The sequence below is a fragment of the Aurantimonas sp. genome, from assembly GCF_964217435.1.
GTDB lineage: Bacteria > Pseudomonadota > Alphaproteobacteria > Rhizobiales > Rhizobiaceae > Aurantimonas > Aurantimonas coralicida.
The window spans coordinates 17,683-33,471 of record NZ_CAXPJM010000003.1; the positions used below are offsets into that span (position 1 = coordinate 17,683).

Sequence of the window (15,789 nt, forward strand, 5' to 3'; positions counted from 1 at the left end):
ATGCTAAAGCCAATGATATGTATTGCAGGAAAGAATGAAATAGCCGTAGGCGCACTCATATTTCTGATCGAACAGGGGTGGCGAGGTCAAATTGTTGTTTGTCCGAACCGAACTGATACCGGGAAATCGCATTGGCAACCCTCGCTCGTACGCTTTGCGCGCGAGTTTGGCATTCCGATCCTGCCGCTCGAAGAAATATACACGATTGCCGATTTGATATTCATTTCTCTGGAATTTGATAGGTTAGTCAATACAAAGAAATTTTCAACGGATCGAATTTATAATATTCACTTCTCTGCGCTCCCGGCTTTTAAGGGAATGTACACATCGGCTCTCCCGATTCTAGCGCGCGCTGAATACAGTGGGGTAACTTTGCACGAAATCGATCATGGGATTGATACGGGGAGAATAATAGAACAAAGAATATTCAAAATATCAAAAAACTGTACGGCCCGCGAGCTATATTTTATGTACTTGCATTATGGTCAGCGGCTTTTCCAGGAAAATTTCGAGACGCTAGTTGATTGCGTGCGTCCAGAGGCCCATCCCCAATCAGCGAGGGGGTCAAGCTATTTTTCGAAAAAATCTATAGATTACACCAACATATCAATGAATCTTCTGGAAACTGCGGAAGGCGTGGCGTGTCAACTTCGCGCCTTCAGCTTTCGAGAATACCAGATTCCCAATATTAGGGGTATTCCGGTTGGTCGCTGGAACATAACATCCAGGCGCAGTGTAGAGCCTCCCGGGTATGTTGATGAAATTGCGCCTGATACATTCAATCTTTCAACAATCGACTATGATCTACAATTTTGGCGTGATCGCGGATGGGAATGGTTCGAGTGGCTTGCCGACCCGGAATGCCACGATCCAATTGAACTCGACCCTAATTTGGTCGACAGGCGCGATGCACAAGGTTGGACGCCCCTGATCCGCGCCGCCTACGTGGGCGATGTTGAACGGGTCCGTATTCTGCTCGAGCGCGGCGCGGATCCCAATTTACCCAACCTGAATGGAACAACACCGCTTATGTATGCTCTGTCAGGGCTAGATCACATCAAAGGGCGTACAGCTGCGAAACATATCCTGCGCTACGGAGCAAATTCTGATGCACGTGACAGATTCGGAAAAAGCCTGCGTGACTATGGGAAACATTAACAGCACGCACCCTTGCAGTGATAGCCGCGATTTGAGCACGGTTGGCCGTAATCTTGTTGATCCCGCGGGGGTTGAATTCAGTTTAACTTCTGGCCTGTGCCCCGGCATATCCAGTCATGTGCGTCTAATTGACCTGCCTGTTGTTACGGATCCGCGTGGAGATCTAACCTTTATCGAAGGCGAGCGGCATGTCCCGTTTCCCATCCGCCGTGTCTATTATCTGTACAACGTTCCGGTCGATGCCGAACGCGGCGGCCATGCCCATCGTGACTTGGAGCAGGTTGTGTTTGCCTTGTCAGGCAGCTTCAGAATGCGGATAGACGACGGCAGGACCCAGTCGGAATACTGGCTGCGGGATCCCCGCAAGGGTCTCTACATCAACCGCTTGATCTGGCGAGAAATGGACAGCTTCAGCCAAGGTGCCGTTTGCATGGTCCTCGCTTCACATCCCTATGACGAGGCCGATTACTTCCGCAGCTACGACGATTTCATTGCGGCGGTGAACAAGGGCGCACAATGAAAATCCCCTTCCTCGACCTTGGCGCATCCTATCGAGAACTGAAGCCCAACATCGACGCCGCCGTCGCGCGGGTTCTGGACAGCGGCTGGTACATTCTCGGCGCTGAAGTGGAGGCCTTCGAGGCGGAATGGGCGGCGTATTGCGAGGCCGACCACGCCGTGGGACTCGCCAACGGGCTGGATGCGCTGATCCTTGCGCTGCGTGTGCTGGACGTGGGGCAGGGCGATGAGGTGATCGTCCCGTCCAACACCTATATTGCAACCTGGCTTGCGGTGTCCGCAGTCGGCGCCATACCGGTCCCCGTCGAACCCGATCCGGCGACGCACAACATCGACCCCGCGCGGATCGCTGCGGCGATTACCCCGCGGACCAGGGTCCTCTTGCCGGTGCACCTTTACGGACAGCCAGCCGACATGGATCCGATCCTCGCGCTCGCGCGGCAACATGGCCTTGCGGTGGTGGAGGATGCGGCGCAGGCCCACGGCGCTCGCTACAAGGGACGTCGCATCGGCGCCCATGGCGACGTCGTCTGCTGGAGCTTCTATCCCGGCAAAAACCTCGGGGCCCTGGGCGATGGAGGAGCCGTCACAACGAACCGCGCCGATCTGGCCGACAGGGTGGCGGTGCTGCGCAACTATGGCAGCCGGGTCAAATACGTGAACGAGGTCAAGGGGGTGAACTCCCGCCTCGATCCGATCCAGGCGGCGGTGCTGCGTGTCAAGCTGGCCTGTCTCGACGACTGGACGGACCGTCGCCGGACGATCGCGGATCTCTATACCAGGGAACTCGCGGACAGTGGCCTGATCCTGCCGCATGTTCCCGACTGGGCCGCCCCTGCCTGGCACCTCTACGTCGTTCGCAGCGTCGCACGGGATGCGCTGCAGGACCGTCTCGGCACGGCAGGCATTGGCACGCTGATCCACTATCCGATCCCCCCGCACATGCAGGACGCCTATGCGAAACTGGATCTGGCGCCTGACGCTTTGCCCCACGCGCGCGATCTGGCAGGCGAGGTGCTGAGCCTGCCGATCGGGCCGCAGATGCCCGCGCCGCATGCTGCGCAAGTCTGCAGTGCCGTTCGTGGTGTGCGGTGAGCCAGACCACCATGTCTGACAATTCGCGCGGGCTGATCAGGTCCATGGCGGTCATCGGCAGCGCACAAGCCGTCAATATCTTGATCTCCATCCTGCGGATGAAGGTGCTGGCGATTCTGCTTGGTCCGACCGGCATCGGCCTGCTCAGCATCTACAACAGCCTGCAGGGAATGGTCTCGAATGCTGCGGGCCTTGGTATGGGGTCCAGCGGCGTGCGGCAGATCGCCAGCGTCAAGGGCGAGGAGCAGGAACTGAGCCGGGTGCGGCGCGTGCTGTTGGCTGCGCATCTGGTGCAGGGCGCACTGGCCATGCTGGTCCTCTGGCTGCTGCGCGCACCGGTTTCCGAATGGCTGTTCGGCAACCGCGACTACGCGACCGAGGTGGGGTTGGTCGGCCTCGCCATATGGCTGGGCCTGCTCGGCACCGCCCAGACAGCCCTGCTGCAGGGCATGCGCCGGATCGGGGATCTGGGGCGCGTGACGGTCCTCAGCGCCCTAGTCGGCACGCTTGCGGGCCTGGCCGCCGTGTGGATATATGGCGAGGCGGGGCTGATCTGGTTCGTGGTGGTGCAGCCGCTGGCGACCATCGTGATCGCTATGCGCTATACTGGTCGCCTGCCCAGACCAACGGCAGCACGTCCGAGCGCGGCGCAGATTTGGGACGTGTGGAAGCCGATGGCCCGGCTGGGCGCGGCGTTCATGCTGGGCGGACTTGCCACGACCGCGACGCTGCTCCTGGTGCGGAGCCACATCTCCCAGGAACTGGGGCTGGAGGCCGCCGGGCAGTTCGCCGCCGCCTGGGGCATCACCATGACCTATGTCGGATTTCTGCTCGGGGCGATGGCGGCGGACTACTATCCCCGGCTGACCGAGGTGATCGGCGACCAGACCGCCGCGACCCGGCTGATGAACGACCAGGCGCAGCTGGGGCTGGCCATCGGCGGCCCGGTCCTGTTGCTGCTGATCGGGCTGGCGCCCTGGGTGGTGCGGCTGCTCTATTCGGCGCAGTTCGCCCCCGCCGCCGAGCTGCTGCAATGGCAGACGGTGGGCAACGTGTTCAAGCTCGCCAGCTGGCCGCTGGCATTTTCGATCGTAGCGGCGGCGCGGTCTAGGACGTTCTTCCTGATGGAACTCAGCTTCAACATCGTCTTCCTGGCGACGATCTGGTTCCTGCTGCCTGTCCTCGGATTGACGGTGACGGCCATCGCCTTCCTCGTCGGGTATGCCGTGTATTTCGCAACGGTCGCCATCCTCGCCCACACGCTTCAGCGCTTTCGCTGGCAGTCGCTGTCCCTGAAGCTCCTGGCCCTGCATCTCTCCTTGGCACTGGGGCTGTTGGCGCTGGCTCGGATCGCGCCCCCTGCCGCCGCGATCGCGTCGGTCTGCCTGGCGGCCGGGACAGGGCTGTTCGGCTTGCGGGTGGTGCTGATCAAGATGGGCCCCGAGGGCCGCATCGCCGCGCGCTTTGCCGGCATCTATGCAGCGATCGGCTGGCCTATCCGGAGCATTCCATGACCGAAAACCTCGATCCGTCACAGGACCGCCCGTTCGTCACCTTCGCCCTGTTCGCCTACAACCAGGAGGAATACATCCGCGAAGCGGTCGAGGGCGCCTTTGCCCAGACCTACGAGCCGCTGGAAATCATTCTGTCCGACGATTGTTCGAGCGACCGGACGTTCGAGATCATGCAGGAGATGGCCGCAGAGTATGAGGGGCCACATACACTTGTCGTTCGGCGGAATGAATGGAATTTTGGAACGGCCCAACACGTTCAGGCGACGGCAAATATTATGTCCGGGGCCTTGATGGTCGTGGCCGCTGGCGACGATATTTCGACATGCAACCGTGTTGAAGTTCTTGCGAACGCATGGATAGCAGCTGGGAGCCCCGAGGGCGCCCTGCATTCCGGGCGGGAAAGCTTCCGCAACGGTCAGGCCGTTGCGATAGAACCAGCAAAGCGACACAATTACTCTGATCGCCTGCTAGATGGATACGCCTGCGCCTACTGGCTGCCCGCTGCCGCCCCTACGTGCGCCTATACGAAAGGCGTGTTTGACCGTTTTGGTCCGTTGATCGGCGGTAGCATAATTGAAGATGCCCCGCTGCAACTGCGCGCCGCTCTAATCGGAAGTTTTATCGCCTGCGACCAACCTCTAGTGCGCCAGAGGATGCACGACGCCAACACCGGAACCGGCTACGTTATTCACGCGCCTGCTCGCTGGAATCGCTTCATTCAAAGCAAGGTGATTGCGTTCCGCAATATGCAAATAGACCTCGCGCATATTAATGGCGAACTCGACCCAAAAACGTCGCGTCGGATCGAGCGGCGCATTCTCAACGTGCTAGGCTCCACATCGGGCCTACTGCTCCCCGAGACAAGACCGATTGGCCCACTAGCCCGCCTGCAGCTTGCATTCAGGATCGTCACTGCGCCTGCCGTAGCGCGATCATTTCGGTTGCGAGTCGAATATGCGCTTGGATTCTTTGGTTTCAATTTCCACCTTCGGCTTAAGGACCGGATGCGCGGCTTAATTGGCGGCGTGCGAAGACACCAATGAACAACGCGCGCAACGCTCTCAAGAAGGTCTATCACGCGGCCCTACGCTTTGCGTGGCTCCTAGGCGGTCAGAAAGAACACCGTCCGTCGAAATTTCCAGTTCCGCGTGGTGGATTCATCAGTGATGAAGCAACTCTTGTCTTTTCGGGAGATATTCATCTCGCAGAAAACGTTCTGATAATGGCCGGAGTGCGGCTGATCTGCGCTGGCATGCCCCCCTATCTTGAGCCCGCCGGGAAGATTAGTGTCGGTGCAGAGACGTTGATCCGTGAAGGCGCAATCCTGCAAACTTATGGCGGGAATATCGTGATTGGTAAGAAATCCGCGATCAACCCATACTGCATTCTCCAAGGTAACGGCAACATCTCTATTGGTGACAGCACCTTGATCGCTGCAGGCGTAAAGATATTCTCCGCCAATCATGTCTATGCGGACGTGAATAGCCCGATACAGACCCAGGGCGAAACCAGAAAGGGCGTCAAGATTGGAGACGATGTATGGATTGGCGCCGGGTGTATAGTCCTTGATGGTGTCACGATCGGCGATGGCGCGGTCATTGCAGCGGGTGCAGTAGTTGCAGCGGACGTTCCTGAAAATGCATTGGCCGCAGGTGTGCCTGCTAAGATTGTTAAGTACAGAGGGGCGAAAGATGGGCAGCAGTAACAGGGATTTCTGGGCCCGCATGTCCCGAATTTTCCCAGAAACCGAATTCGGCGACCTCCTATTTTCGTGGACGAAGTTTGTCCGGGTCCACAGGCGCATACCGTCGCGCAATAGGCTTCTGTTCAACGATCAGGTGTATAATTCCAAACTGGCGCCAGAGATCCTAAACCCGTTGCGCTGCTACAGTACCGACAAGGAATTCTTCAAGCGGCTAGTGACGGCGGAGGTGGGACCCCAATTTGCGGTACCTACTCTGACCGTCTTCCATGACGAATCCGAGATTGATGCGTTCGACTTCCCTGACAGTTTCTGCGCCAAGCCTACCCATATGTCCGGTGAGGTCGCTATCGTCCGGGGGGGCGCGCCCGACCGCGACCAGATGAAAAACTGGCTTCACATGAATCACTATCTCACCTCGCGAGAGAGGAATTACAGATATCTGACCCCCAAGGTCATCGTCGAGCCGTTAATATTCGACCAGAATGATGTTTCCGACTACCGGATTTTTTGCTACAAGGGAAAGCCTCGTCTGATCTGTGTCGACACAGGGAAATACACACAATATAGACGTGCATTCTTTGATCCAGAATGGAGGAAACAAGATTACACCCTCGGATACCGGATGCACGAAGGCCACATAGAGAAGCCCAAATGCCTTGAAGAAATGCTTGATGTCGCAGGCAAAATGTCGCGCGATTTATATTTTGTGAGAGTGGATTTCTATACTAATGGAACAGAGTTCTTTCTCGGCGAGTTGACCCATGCCCATGCTTCTGCATCGCAGCGGTTCATTCCTCCGTCCGCCGAGAAGCGAGCCTCTGAGGCGCTCTTCGCGACATGATCCGGGTCGCCACCGTCTATCTCACCCGCAACGGTCTGCTGGAGCCGCTCGGGCAAAGCCAGGTGATGGCCTATCTGCGCGGTCTGTCGCGGGACTACGCCATTACCTTGATCACCTATGAAAAGCCCGAAGATTGGGCCGACGCTGCGGCGATGGCGCGGGCCCGCGCCGACTGCGAAGCCCATGGCATCCGGTGGCTGCCGCAACAGTTCCGCCCCAGCCCAAAGATCATCGCTCCCGCGCTCAGCATGGCTCGCATGATCTGGTTGGTCCGGCGCGAGGTGCGTCGGGGCGGTATCCGATTGATCCATGCACGGTCCTACATCCCCGCGGCCGTCGCACTGGCCGTCAGTCGGATGACCGGCGTGCCGTTCCTGTTCGACATGCGCGCGCTGTGGCCGGAAGAGTTGATCACCGCCGGCCTGCTGCGGCGCGGGTCGACGATGCACCGGGCCATTACGAAGACCGAGCGGGCATGCCTGGCTGGATCATCCGGGGTGGTCTCGCTGACCCATGCGGCGGTGGCGCATCTGAATTCTGTGTATCCGAGGGAACTGGCGGAACAGCGGCTCGTGGTGATCCCGACCTGCGCCGATCTCGACCGCTTCCGGCCTCCGGCAGTCCGCAAGACGGGGGCAAGGGTCCACAGCTGCATTGGAACCGTGCTCAGCGGCTGGTTTCGGACCGACTGGCTCGCGGCGTGGCTGGCAGCAGCAGCCGCACGCGATCCGCAGGCGCGCTTCGACATCGTCACGCGGGATGATCCGGCCAAGGTGCGCGAGGCGCTGGATGCCGGCGGGGCCCTGGCCGAACGCCTGACCATCGGCCCGCGCAAGCCCCAGGACATGCCCGATACCGTGCGGGGGCATGATCTTTCGGTGATGTTCTATGCCGGAGGCCAGATGTCCGAACTGGGAAGGTCGCCGACGCGCATGGCCGAAATCCTCGGCACGGGCCTGCCCGTCGTGGCGAATGATGGCGTCGGGGACGTGGAACGCATCATCGAGAAATACCGTGTTGGAGTTCTGGTTGCCGGTCCCGCACCGGGGCAGATGGCTTCGGCCCTGGCCGCGCTGGACGCCCTCATGGCCGATCCCGATCTGCCGATACGCTGCCGCATGGCTGCGGAAGAGGTCTTTTCGTTAAAGGCCGGGACCGAGGCCTACGCCGCCCTCTACGCTTCCGTGCTCGGCCAGTCACAGAAAGCTGCCACATGTGCGGCATGACCGGTTTCCTCGATGCAGCCGGGCATAGCCCGGGCAACCCGCGTGATCGCATTCGGCCCATGATCGAGAGCCTTCGCCACCGCGGGCCGGATGGCGACGGGATCTGGCTGGGGCAGGGCGTTGCGCTTGGCCATCGCAGCTTGTCGATCCTGAATTTGAGCCCGGCGGGCGCCCAGCCGATGCTGACGGGCGGAAACAAGATCGAAGTCGCTATGTCTACCGAAGGGCGGCTGCTGGTACATGAGCGACCAGAACACGTCCCGGCAGCGTACAAACTCCGCGCTGAAGATATCCAGTGGCCGATGATGACGGGTCTGTTGAACCGGATGGTGAGAAAATCGGGAACAAACACATGAAATTACTGGTGCTCCCACGTTATTCTCGGCTCGGAGCGTCAAGCCGGTTACGCACGTATCAGTATATGGATGCACTATCGGCATCGGGTTTTCAGATCGAATGCGCCCCATTCTTCGACGAAGCCTATCTGAGAAATCTCTACGCAGGCGATCAGACGGGCATGGCAGCACTGAAACATACCGTCATGCGTTCGCGCCGAGTGTTGCGGGCGAGCAAGCCGGATGCGATCTGGATAGAGAAAGAGGTTTTCCCATGGCTGCCCTGGATGATCGAGAGGGCTATTCTGCCGGAAGGCGTTCCTCTTGTGTCAGATTATGATGATGCAGTGTATCATCGATATGATTTGCACCGATCGACGTTTGTACGAACGATGCTAGGTCGCAAGATTGATTGTGTCATGGCGGCGTCTGACTTGGTTCTGGCCGGAAACCAATATCTGGCGGACAGAGCCCGAACTGCCGGGGCCAAGAGCATTGAGATCATTCCCACGGTAGTTGATACAGATGCTTATTCCGTTGCCCGAATGCCGGCCGCAGACGGACGGTCGCGGATTGGCTGGATAGGCTCTCCCAGCACCTGGTCGGAATATTGCGAGCCCCTGCTGCCGGTTCTGAGCGCATCAGCACGGAAACACGGCGCGATGGTCCGAGCTGTGGGTGCGTCCCGTACGGCAAAATCAAGTGAAACGCTGGAGTTGCTCCCTTGGTCCGAGGACACCGAGATACAATCAATTCAGGGGATGGATATTGGCGTTATGCCGCTTGATGACAGTCCGTGGTCGCGTGGAAAATGCGGCTACAAACTGATCCAGTACTTGGCCTGTGGCCTGCCGGTCGTTGCGTCGCCCGTCGGTGTGAACAGCCAGATCGTCGAACACGGCGTGAATGGGTTTTTGGCGGAGACGGATGCCCAATGGGCTGCAGCCCTTGATGCGTTATTGGGCGATGCCGATCTGCGTCGCCGCATGGGAGCGGCTGGGCGGAAGAAGGTGGAGCAAGATTATTCCTTGCAGGTCTACGGCCCCAGAGTGGCTGAATTGTTGATGGACGTGGCGTGCGCGGGACGTTCGAGCAAGCGATGATTGTCTATGTATCGATCGCCAACCTTCTGATCCTGTTTCGATACGCCCTGAAGGGGCTTGGTCGGCTGAGAGAAAAACTCTACCCGATCGTTCTCGGGATGTTGTTCGTATTCTCAGCCTTCCGGTTCGAAGTCGGGTGTGACTGGTCCGGCTATCTGAACCAGTGGAACGTCCAGGAATATTCGAATTATCAAGACGCGTTTTCACGGTCCGATCCGGCTTGGTGGTCCCTGATGCAAGGTCTCCAAGACCTCGGGCTTTCCTATCCGTGGCTGAATGTCGTCTCCTCAGTGATATTCTTCGCCGGCATCCACGTGCTGGCGCGGCGGCAGCCGGATCCGTTGGGCTTCCTGGTCCTGCTGTTTCCGATCCTGATCATCAACATGCCGATGTCGGGCATCCGTCAAGGTGCGGCCATCGGGTTGATGTGCATTGCATTCGCCGCCTTCATCGACAAGAGGGTAGTCTGGTTTGCGGCCTGGACATTGCTGGCCAGCGTGTTTCACACCAGTGCAATCGTGTTCCTGTTGCTCGTCCCCTTGGTCGGGGGAGCATATTCGAAGAAGCGCCTGTTTTTTGCGGCGCTCTGTGCCGTCCCCGGCCTGCTCGTCCTGTTGAGCGGTGATGCTGCCGAGGAAGCAACCCGACGTTACATCGATACGGATGTCGACGCGGCCGGTGCGGCGTTTCGGGTCGGGCTCTTGCTTGTCGCAGGGGCGGCGTATTTTCTGGTATTCCAGAAAAAGTGGAAGCACAGCTTTCCGCGGGACTACAAACTCGCAAGCGTCGGCGCGCTTATCATGTGCGCCTTGATCCTGCTTGTCCCATTATCGAGCGTTATCGGCGATCGACTGGGCTATTATCTGGTTCACCAGACGATGATTTTCGCACGCATCCCGTATTTACCAATCAGACGGTTGCGATCATTCTATTCGGCGGCCCCCTATATTGGCCTTGGGCTGGTTTTCGTCATCTGGACATCGTTGTCTCGACATTTTACGCAATGCTACGTTCCCTATAATTCCTGGGTTTCTGGATTTCCGGCTTCCAGTGCGTATATCTACTGAGAGATATCCATGCCGTTTGTGATCGTTGAAAAGACAGCAATTGCCGGTCTTTTGGTGCTGACACCGCGTTATTTCCAGGATGACCGGGGATATTTCGCTGAAACATGGAATCGTCAGTCGATGGATGAGGTCGGGTTGGACTTCGAATTTGTGCAGGACAACCACTCGCTCAGCCGAGATGCCGGTACGGTCAGGGGGTTGCATTTTCAGTCCCCGCCGCGCGCCCAAGATAAACTAGTACGCTGCACGCGCGGGGCAATATTCGATGTCGCCGTAGACATCCGCGTAGGATCACCGACCTACGGCAATTGGGTCGGGATCGATCTGACGGCGAAAAACGGACGACAACTCATGGTCCCCAAAGGTTTTCTGCATGGCTTTGCGACGCGAGAACCTGACACAGAGGTGCAATACAAATGCACTGACTATTATGCGCCGGAGTGCGACAGAGCTGTGCGGTGGGACAGCGTGGGGATTGACTGGAAACTGAGAGATACGCCTCTTCTTTCTGTCAAAGATGCTTCCGCCATTCCGTTCGAAGAGTTTCAATCGCCATTCGTCTTCGAGGAGAACTGCATATGAAGCTGCTGGTCACAGGCGGTGCTGGTTTCATCGGGTCGGCCGTCGTGCGTCTCGCGGTGGTTCGCGGCCATGCGGTTGTAAACGTCGACAAGCTGACCTATGCCGCCTGTCTCGACAACCTGGCAAGCGTGGAAGCCTTGCCTCAATACACCTTCGAGCAGGCTGACATCTGCGATCGAGCGGCGATGGACCGTCTTCTCGACACACACCGACCAGATGGAATCATGCATCTAGCCGCGGAAAGCCATGTCGATCGCTCGATCGATGGACCCGGCACCTTTATCGAGACCAACATCACCGGCACTTACCAACTGCTGGAGGCCGCCCGCGCTCATTGGGTGCGGCGCGGCAGGCCCGAGGAGTTTCGCTTCCATCACGTGTCCACTGATGAGGTCTTCGGCTCTCTTGGGCCCGAAGGACAATTCACTGAAGACACACCCTACGACCCGCACAGCCCCTATTCTGCCTCAAAGGCGGCCAGCGATCACCTGGTGCGCGCTTGGGGAGAAACCTACGGCTTGCCGATCGTGCTGAGCAACTGTTCCAACAATTACGGACCTTACCATTTTCCCGAGAAGTTGATCCCGGTCGTCATCCTTAACGCGCTGGCGGGCAAGCCGCTGCCGATTTACGGAGATGGGTCCAACGTGCGCGACTGGCTTTATGTGGAGGATCACGCCGACGCGCTGTTGTTGGTCCTGCAGAAGGGCGCGGTCGGGCGCAGTTACAACATCGGCGGTGAAAACGAGCGCAGCAACTTCGATCTGGTGCGCACGATCTGCGCCATACTCGATGAAAGGTACCCGCGTCCGGAAGGATCCTACGCCGATCTGATCACTTTTGTTACCGACCGTCCTGGCCACGACGCACGCTACGCCATCGATCCTGCACGCATCCGCAACGAGTTGGGCTGGCGGCCTAAAGTCACGGTCGAGGAGGGGTTGGCACGCACCGTCGACTGGTATCTCGCTAACGAGGGCTGGTGGCGCGCGTTGCAGAGCCGCCAAGGCGTCGGCGAACGGCTGGGCGTTACCGAATGAGCCTGCTTGTTTTTGGGCGGACAGGGCAGGTCGCCACAGAATTGGCGCGCCGCGCGCCCCAAGCGGTGTTTCTCGGGCGCGACGCTGCCGATCTGAGCGACCCCGACGAATGCGCAGAAGCGATCCGTGCTCATGCCCCTGCTGCCGTGATCAACGCAGCCGCCTATACGGCTGTCGACCGGGCCGAGGGAGAGGAGGCGCTCGCCAACGCCGTAAACGGTGCCGCGCCGGACGCCATGGCGCGCGAATGTGCTGCGCTCGGCATTCCGCTGGTGCATGTCTCGACAGATTACGTCTTCGACGGTAGCCGCGAGGCTCCCTGGCACCCGGATGACAGCCCGGCGCCGCTCGGCGTCTATGGACGGTCCAAACTCGCCGGCGAACGCGCTGTCGCGCAGGCCGGCGGCCCGCACGCCATCTTGCGCACCTCCTGGGTGTTTTCGGCGCACGGGGGCAATTTCGTGCGCACCATGCTGCGACTGTCTGAGGCCCGCGACGCGTTGAGCATCGTGGACGACCAGATCGGCGGACCCACGCCCGCCGCCGCTATCGCTGCCGCCTGCCTAGCGGTGACTGAGCAGCTGCGCGCCGACCCCGGCAAGACCGGCCTCTACCACTATTCCGGCGCGCCCGATGTCAGCTGGAAAGGTTTCGCGCAAGAGATCTTCGCCTTGGCGGGACGAGGCGTGGCTGTCACCGGCATCCCCACTGCTGATTACCCCACCCCGGCCCAAAGGCCGCTCAACTCGCGGCTTGATTGCGCGACGACACAGGCGGTTTTCGGCCTCGTCCGGCCCGACTGGCGCAGCGGGCTCCACAACGTGTTGACAGAACTTGGAGAGATCTCCGAATGACCGACCGCAAGGGCATCATCCTCGCTGGAGGCTCCGGCACGAGGCTTTACCCTGTCACCATGGGCGTGTCGAAACAGCTCTTGCCGATCTATGACAAACCAATGATCTATTATCCGCTGTCAGTGCTGATGCTGGCCGGAATTCGCGAAATTGCCGTGATCACGACGCCGCAGGATTCCGACCAGTTTCGGAGGGTTCTGGGCGACGGCAGCCAATGGGGCATCACGCTGACCTACATCATTCAACATTCGCCTGACGGGCTGGCGCAAGCATACACGCTAACCGAGAAGTTTCTCGACTGCGCGCCGTCGCTCATGGTTCTGGGCGACAACATCTTCTTCGGTCACGGTCTGCCCGAGCTCTTGGCCAGCGCGGGTGCGCGGGACACCGGCGGTACCGTGTTCGGCTACCGGGTGGCTGATCCGGAACGCTATGGCGTGGTCGATTTCGACATGGATGGCACCGTCCGTGGAATCATTGAGAAGCCTGAAACTCCGCCTTCGCATTACGCCGTCACCGGACTTTACTGCCTTGATGGCACCGCGCCCGTAAAAGCTTCGCGGATAACGGCGTCGGCGCGCGGCGAATTAGAGATTACCTCGTTACTCGAGATGTACCTGGACGAGGGCACGCTGACGGTCGAAACTATGGGCCGCGGTTATGCCTGGCTCGACACCGGCACTCATGCGAGCCTTCTGGACGCGGGCAATTTCGTGCGCACCCTGCAGACCCGGCAGGGCCTGCAGACCGGCAGCCCTGACGAAATTGCCTTTGCCCAAGGCTGGATCGACCGTGCCGCCCTCGCCGACCGGGCCGGGCAATTCGAAAAGAACGACTACGGAGCTTACCTCAGGACCCTTCTTAACTGAGGGGAGATTGCGTCGGTTAGCGAGCGGTCCTTTTTTCGAACGCGAGGCTAAGCTCGTATAGCTCGTTCATTGATCTCGACGGCCGAGATCGATGGTGTCTCTGTCGGTTGCCGGTGAAATCCGACAGGCCGCGCCGGCCCGGTTCGTGGATCTGATAGAAGATCACTTCTTTCACCGGAACGTGGACCGCCCGCCATTGTCTGGCGCGCTGTTTGATCGCGCTGCGAATTCGCGAATTCCGCCGACCAGATCCCAGATGGCGCCGCAGCATCGCCTCATAGATCGCGACCGATCGCAGATGCGGCGGTGCGGTCAGCATCGGAACGGTCTCGGCTTCAACACATGCTCGAGCGGGTCAGATTGTCGCTGCAATCGCGGTGCCCGTTTTGTGGAGGCAGCGAGGATCGGCCTCGCTCCCCGGTTCCAACCGACGTTTTCGTGGGAGGGCTGCGAACGGCTTGGCGATCGGGGAGAGGTTCCCGACGGCAAAGGCCAAACCAACAAGTAAAGAAGCGGGAGCGCCGGCGCCCTGATCCGATCGTCGGTGTCACCGAAGAACCGCGATCTTGGTTCGACGCAGATCCTGCTTAGCCGGAGTAGTGTCGTCTGAGCCGTCCTCCGCCGTTTCCAGATCGACGAACTCACGTTGGGATAGGCACCTTGGATGCGATGGCACGATATCAAAGAACCCATTGTCGATGCGGCGGGGTTCTCCCGGGAAGCCATCCACATCCATGTGGGGATGGCGCTCTTCCTGACTGCCTTGGCAGTATTCTGGAAACTGCGACGCCGATGGCTCTTGGCTTGGCCCGCCCTTGTCAGTGTCGCAGTAGGCAACGAAGCCCTCGACGCCGTCGACTGGGTAAGGTGGACGGGAGCGATCAATCTCGAAGAGAGTGTGCTGGACATAACCCACACTATCTTATGGCCGTCCATTATAGCCGCAGCGGCATCATTCGCATCGCGAGCCTAGATCTGTGGACCTTGCTGACAAACGGTCAAGCGTGGCCTCCACGATGACGGAAGGGGAACCGCCCGAGGAGGTAGGCCAGCACGATCAACTTGAGTTCGCCTTCGGTGAAATAAATGGCGGCCACTTCGACCGTTGGCTGAGGCGCTTCATCGCCGCAGAAGCTATTTGAAGCGTGATGCGGGTGATCATTCATCTCCCAGCGGAACCGGATCCCCAGTCACGTTCTCGCAAGCGAGGCGTAGCGCGAAATATGCGTCCACCGCAGAACTGATCCGGCCGTCGGCGCAAAATCTCGGAAGATCCGAAATTCTGACCATGCACTGTCTCTGGATGCCCTCGTGTCCAATTTGCACATTCGCGCAAGCTGCCTCTTCGGGGAGAACGTGCGCAATAAGTAAATGAACCCGCTCGCTGACGAGGCCTGGCAGCGGCGCTATCCAGCCGACATATTCGAGATCGTCACAGACCAACTCGACTTCCTCGTGAAGCTCCCGGCGTGCTGCCATGAGCGCATCTTCCTCGCGTTCAATTCTGCCGCCCGGGAATTCCAGTGAGGAGCGGCTCTGGCCGCGCCGTTCAATTTCGAGCATGATCACAGAGAAGCCAGAGATGGCTGCCACCGATACGCCATCGAACTTTTCAATATAAAAGTCCGATTGGTATCGAGGATCTGTCGCCTGGATCTGCAGCACGTCAAATCGTGGCGTCGTCAGCAGAACTTCTCTGTTCACGGTCATGTAGTCTCCTGCGCGAGAAGTAGGCGGTGACTTCTGCCGGCCTCGAAGGACCTATACAGTGCAAATGCGTAATGGGTCCCCAGATTGTACGTTTGGCCTGCTGCCCTTTTTCGGTCACAGCGTCGCAATAAGAGAAAGTCGGTGACATAGGCCCGTTACGCCTCTCGACGA

The 15,789-nt window shown here is 59.2% G+C and carries 17 protein-coding genes; 15 read left to right on the forward strand and 2 right to left on the reverse strand.

Features of this window, described 5'->3' with window-relative positions:
* Genes ACEQX1_RS01110 through rfbA form a run of 15 tightly spaced genes read left to right on the forward strand, consistent with a single transcriptional unit; the run spans position 1 to position 13,908 of the window.
* Positions 1-1,158: a formyltransferase family protein gene (locus tag ACEQX1_RS01110; protein ID WP_372521413.1), complete on the forward strand. Its 1,158-nt coding sequence runs from the start codon at positions 1-3 to the stop codon at positions 1,156-1,158.
* Positions 1,109-1,678, forward strand: coding sequence for an FdtA/QdtA family cupin domain-containing protein (locus tag ACEQX1_RS01115; protein WP_370195804.1), 570 nt, complete (start codon positions 1,109-1,111; stop codon positions 1,676-1,678). The genes ACEQX1_RS01110 and ACEQX1_RS01115 overlap by 50 nt, the downstream gene beginning before the upstream one ends.
* Positions 1,675-2,772 carry a DegT/DnrJ/EryC1/StrS family aminotransferase gene (locus ACEQX1_RS01120; RefSeq protein ID WP_370195805.1) on the forward strand — a complete coding sequence of 366 codons (1,098 nt, stop codon included), beginning with the start codon at positions 1,675-1,677 and terminating at the stop codon, positions 2,770-2,772. Before ACEQX1_RS01115 ends, ACEQX1_RS01120 begins: the two co-directional genes overlap by 4 nt.
* Positions 2,769-4,286, forward strand: coding sequence for an O-antigen translocase (locus ACEQX1_RS01125; protein ID WP_370195806.1), 1,518 nt, complete (start codon positions 2,769-2,771; stop codon positions 4,284-4,286). The genes ACEQX1_RS01120 and ACEQX1_RS01125 overlap by 4 nt, the downstream gene beginning before the upstream one ends.
* Positions 4,283-5,329 (forward strand): glycosyltransferase family 2 protein, encoded by a 1,047-nt coding sequence (locus tag ACEQX1_RS01130; RefSeq protein WP_370195807.1) that lies wholly within the window; start codon positions 4,283-4,285, stop codon positions 5,327-5,329. The genes ACEQX1_RS01125 and ACEQX1_RS01130 overlap by 4 nt, the downstream gene beginning before the upstream one ends.
* Positions 5,326-5,991: a DapH/DapD/GlmU-related protein gene (locus ACEQX1_RS01135; protein WP_370195808.1), complete on the forward strand. Its 666-nt coding sequence runs from the start codon at positions 5,326-5,328 to the stop codon at positions 5,989-5,991. Before ACEQX1_RS01130 ends, ACEQX1_RS01135 begins: the two co-directional genes overlap by 4 nt.
* Complete coding sequence (locus ACEQX1_RS01140) at positions 5,978-6,832, forward strand: ATP-grasp fold amidoligase family protein (protein ID WP_370195809.1); 855 nt, start codon at positions 5,978-5,980, stop codon at positions 6,830-6,832. The genes ACEQX1_RS01135 and ACEQX1_RS01140 overlap by 14 nt, the downstream gene beginning before the upstream one ends.
* The gene (locus tag ACEQX1_RS01145; RefSeq protein ID WP_370196433.1) at positions 6,829-8,058 is read left to right on the forward strand and encodes a glycosyltransferase; all 1,230 of its coding nucleotides are present in this window, start codon (positions 6,829-6,831) and stop codon (positions 8,056-8,058) included. The genes ACEQX1_RS01140 and ACEQX1_RS01145 overlap by 4 nt, the downstream gene beginning before the upstream one ends.
* Positions 8,046-8,414 carry a hypothetical protein gene (locus ACEQX1_RS01150; RefSeq protein ID WP_370195811.1) on the forward strand — a complete coding sequence of 123 codons (369 nt, stop codon included), beginning with the start codon at positions 8,046-8,048 and terminating at the stop codon, positions 8,412-8,414. Before ACEQX1_RS01145 ends, ACEQX1_RS01150 begins: the two co-directional genes overlap by 13 nt.
* Positions 8,411-9,496: a glycosyltransferase family 4 protein gene (locus ACEQX1_RS01155; RefSeq protein ID WP_370195812.1), complete on the forward strand. Its 1,086-nt coding sequence runs from the start codon at positions 8,411-8,413 to the stop codon at positions 9,494-9,496. The genes ACEQX1_RS01150 and ACEQX1_RS01155 overlap by 4 nt, the downstream gene beginning before the upstream one ends.
* On the forward strand, positions 9,469-10,563 hold the full coding sequence (locus ACEQX1_RS01160; protein WP_370196434.1) for an EpsG family protein: 1,095 nt from the start codon (positions 9,469-9,471) through the stop codon (positions 10,561-10,563). The genes ACEQX1_RS01155 and ACEQX1_RS01160 overlap by 28 nt, the downstream gene beginning before the upstream one ends.
* Before the next feature lie 9 nt (positions 10,564-10,572).
* Positions 10,573-11,145 carry a dTDP-4-dehydrorhamnose 3,5-epimerase gene (rfbC, locus tag ACEQX1_RS01165; protein WP_370195814.1) on the forward strand — a complete coding sequence of 191 codons (573 nt, stop codon included), beginning with the start codon at positions 10,573-10,575 and terminating at the stop codon, positions 11,143-11,145.
* Positions 11,142-12,185 carry a dTDP-glucose 4,6-dehydratase gene (gene rfbB, locus ACEQX1_RS01170; RefSeq protein WP_370195815.1) on the forward strand — a complete coding sequence of 348 codons (1,044 nt, stop codon included), beginning with the start codon at positions 11,142-11,144 and terminating at the stop codon, positions 12,183-12,185. The genes rfbC and rfbB overlap by 4 nt, the downstream gene beginning before the upstream one ends.
* On the forward strand, positions 12,182-13,039 hold the full coding sequence (gene rfbD / locus ACEQX1_RS01175; RefSeq protein WP_370195816.1) for a dTDP-4-dehydrorhamnose reductase: 858 nt from the start codon (positions 12,182-12,184) through the stop codon (positions 13,037-13,039). The genes rfbB and rfbD overlap by 4 nt, the downstream gene beginning before the upstream one ends.
* Entirely contained in the window at positions 13,036-13,908 is an 873-nt protein-coding gene (rfbA, locus tag ACEQX1_RS01180; protein ID WP_370195817.1) for a glucose-1-phosphate thymidylyltransferase RfbA, read from the forward strand. Before rfbD ends, rfbA begins: the two co-directional genes overlap by 4 nt.
* A gap of 16 nt (positions 13,909-13,924) precedes the next feature.
* Here rfbA and ACEQX1_RS01185 read toward each other — a convergent pair whose 3' ends face one another.
* The gene (locus ACEQX1_RS01185; protein ID WP_370195818.1) at positions 13,925-14,227 is read right to left on the reverse strand and encodes a hypothetical protein; all 303 of its coding nucleotides are present in this window, start codon (positions 14,225-14,227) and stop codon (positions 13,925-13,927) included.
* A gap of 839 nt (positions 14,228-15,066) precedes the next feature.
* Entirely contained in the window at positions 15,067-15,618 is a 552-nt protein-coding gene (locus ACEQX1_RS01190) for an NUDIX hydrolase (protein WP_370195820.1), read from the reverse strand.
* Positions 15,619-15,789: the final 171 nt, after the last annotated feature.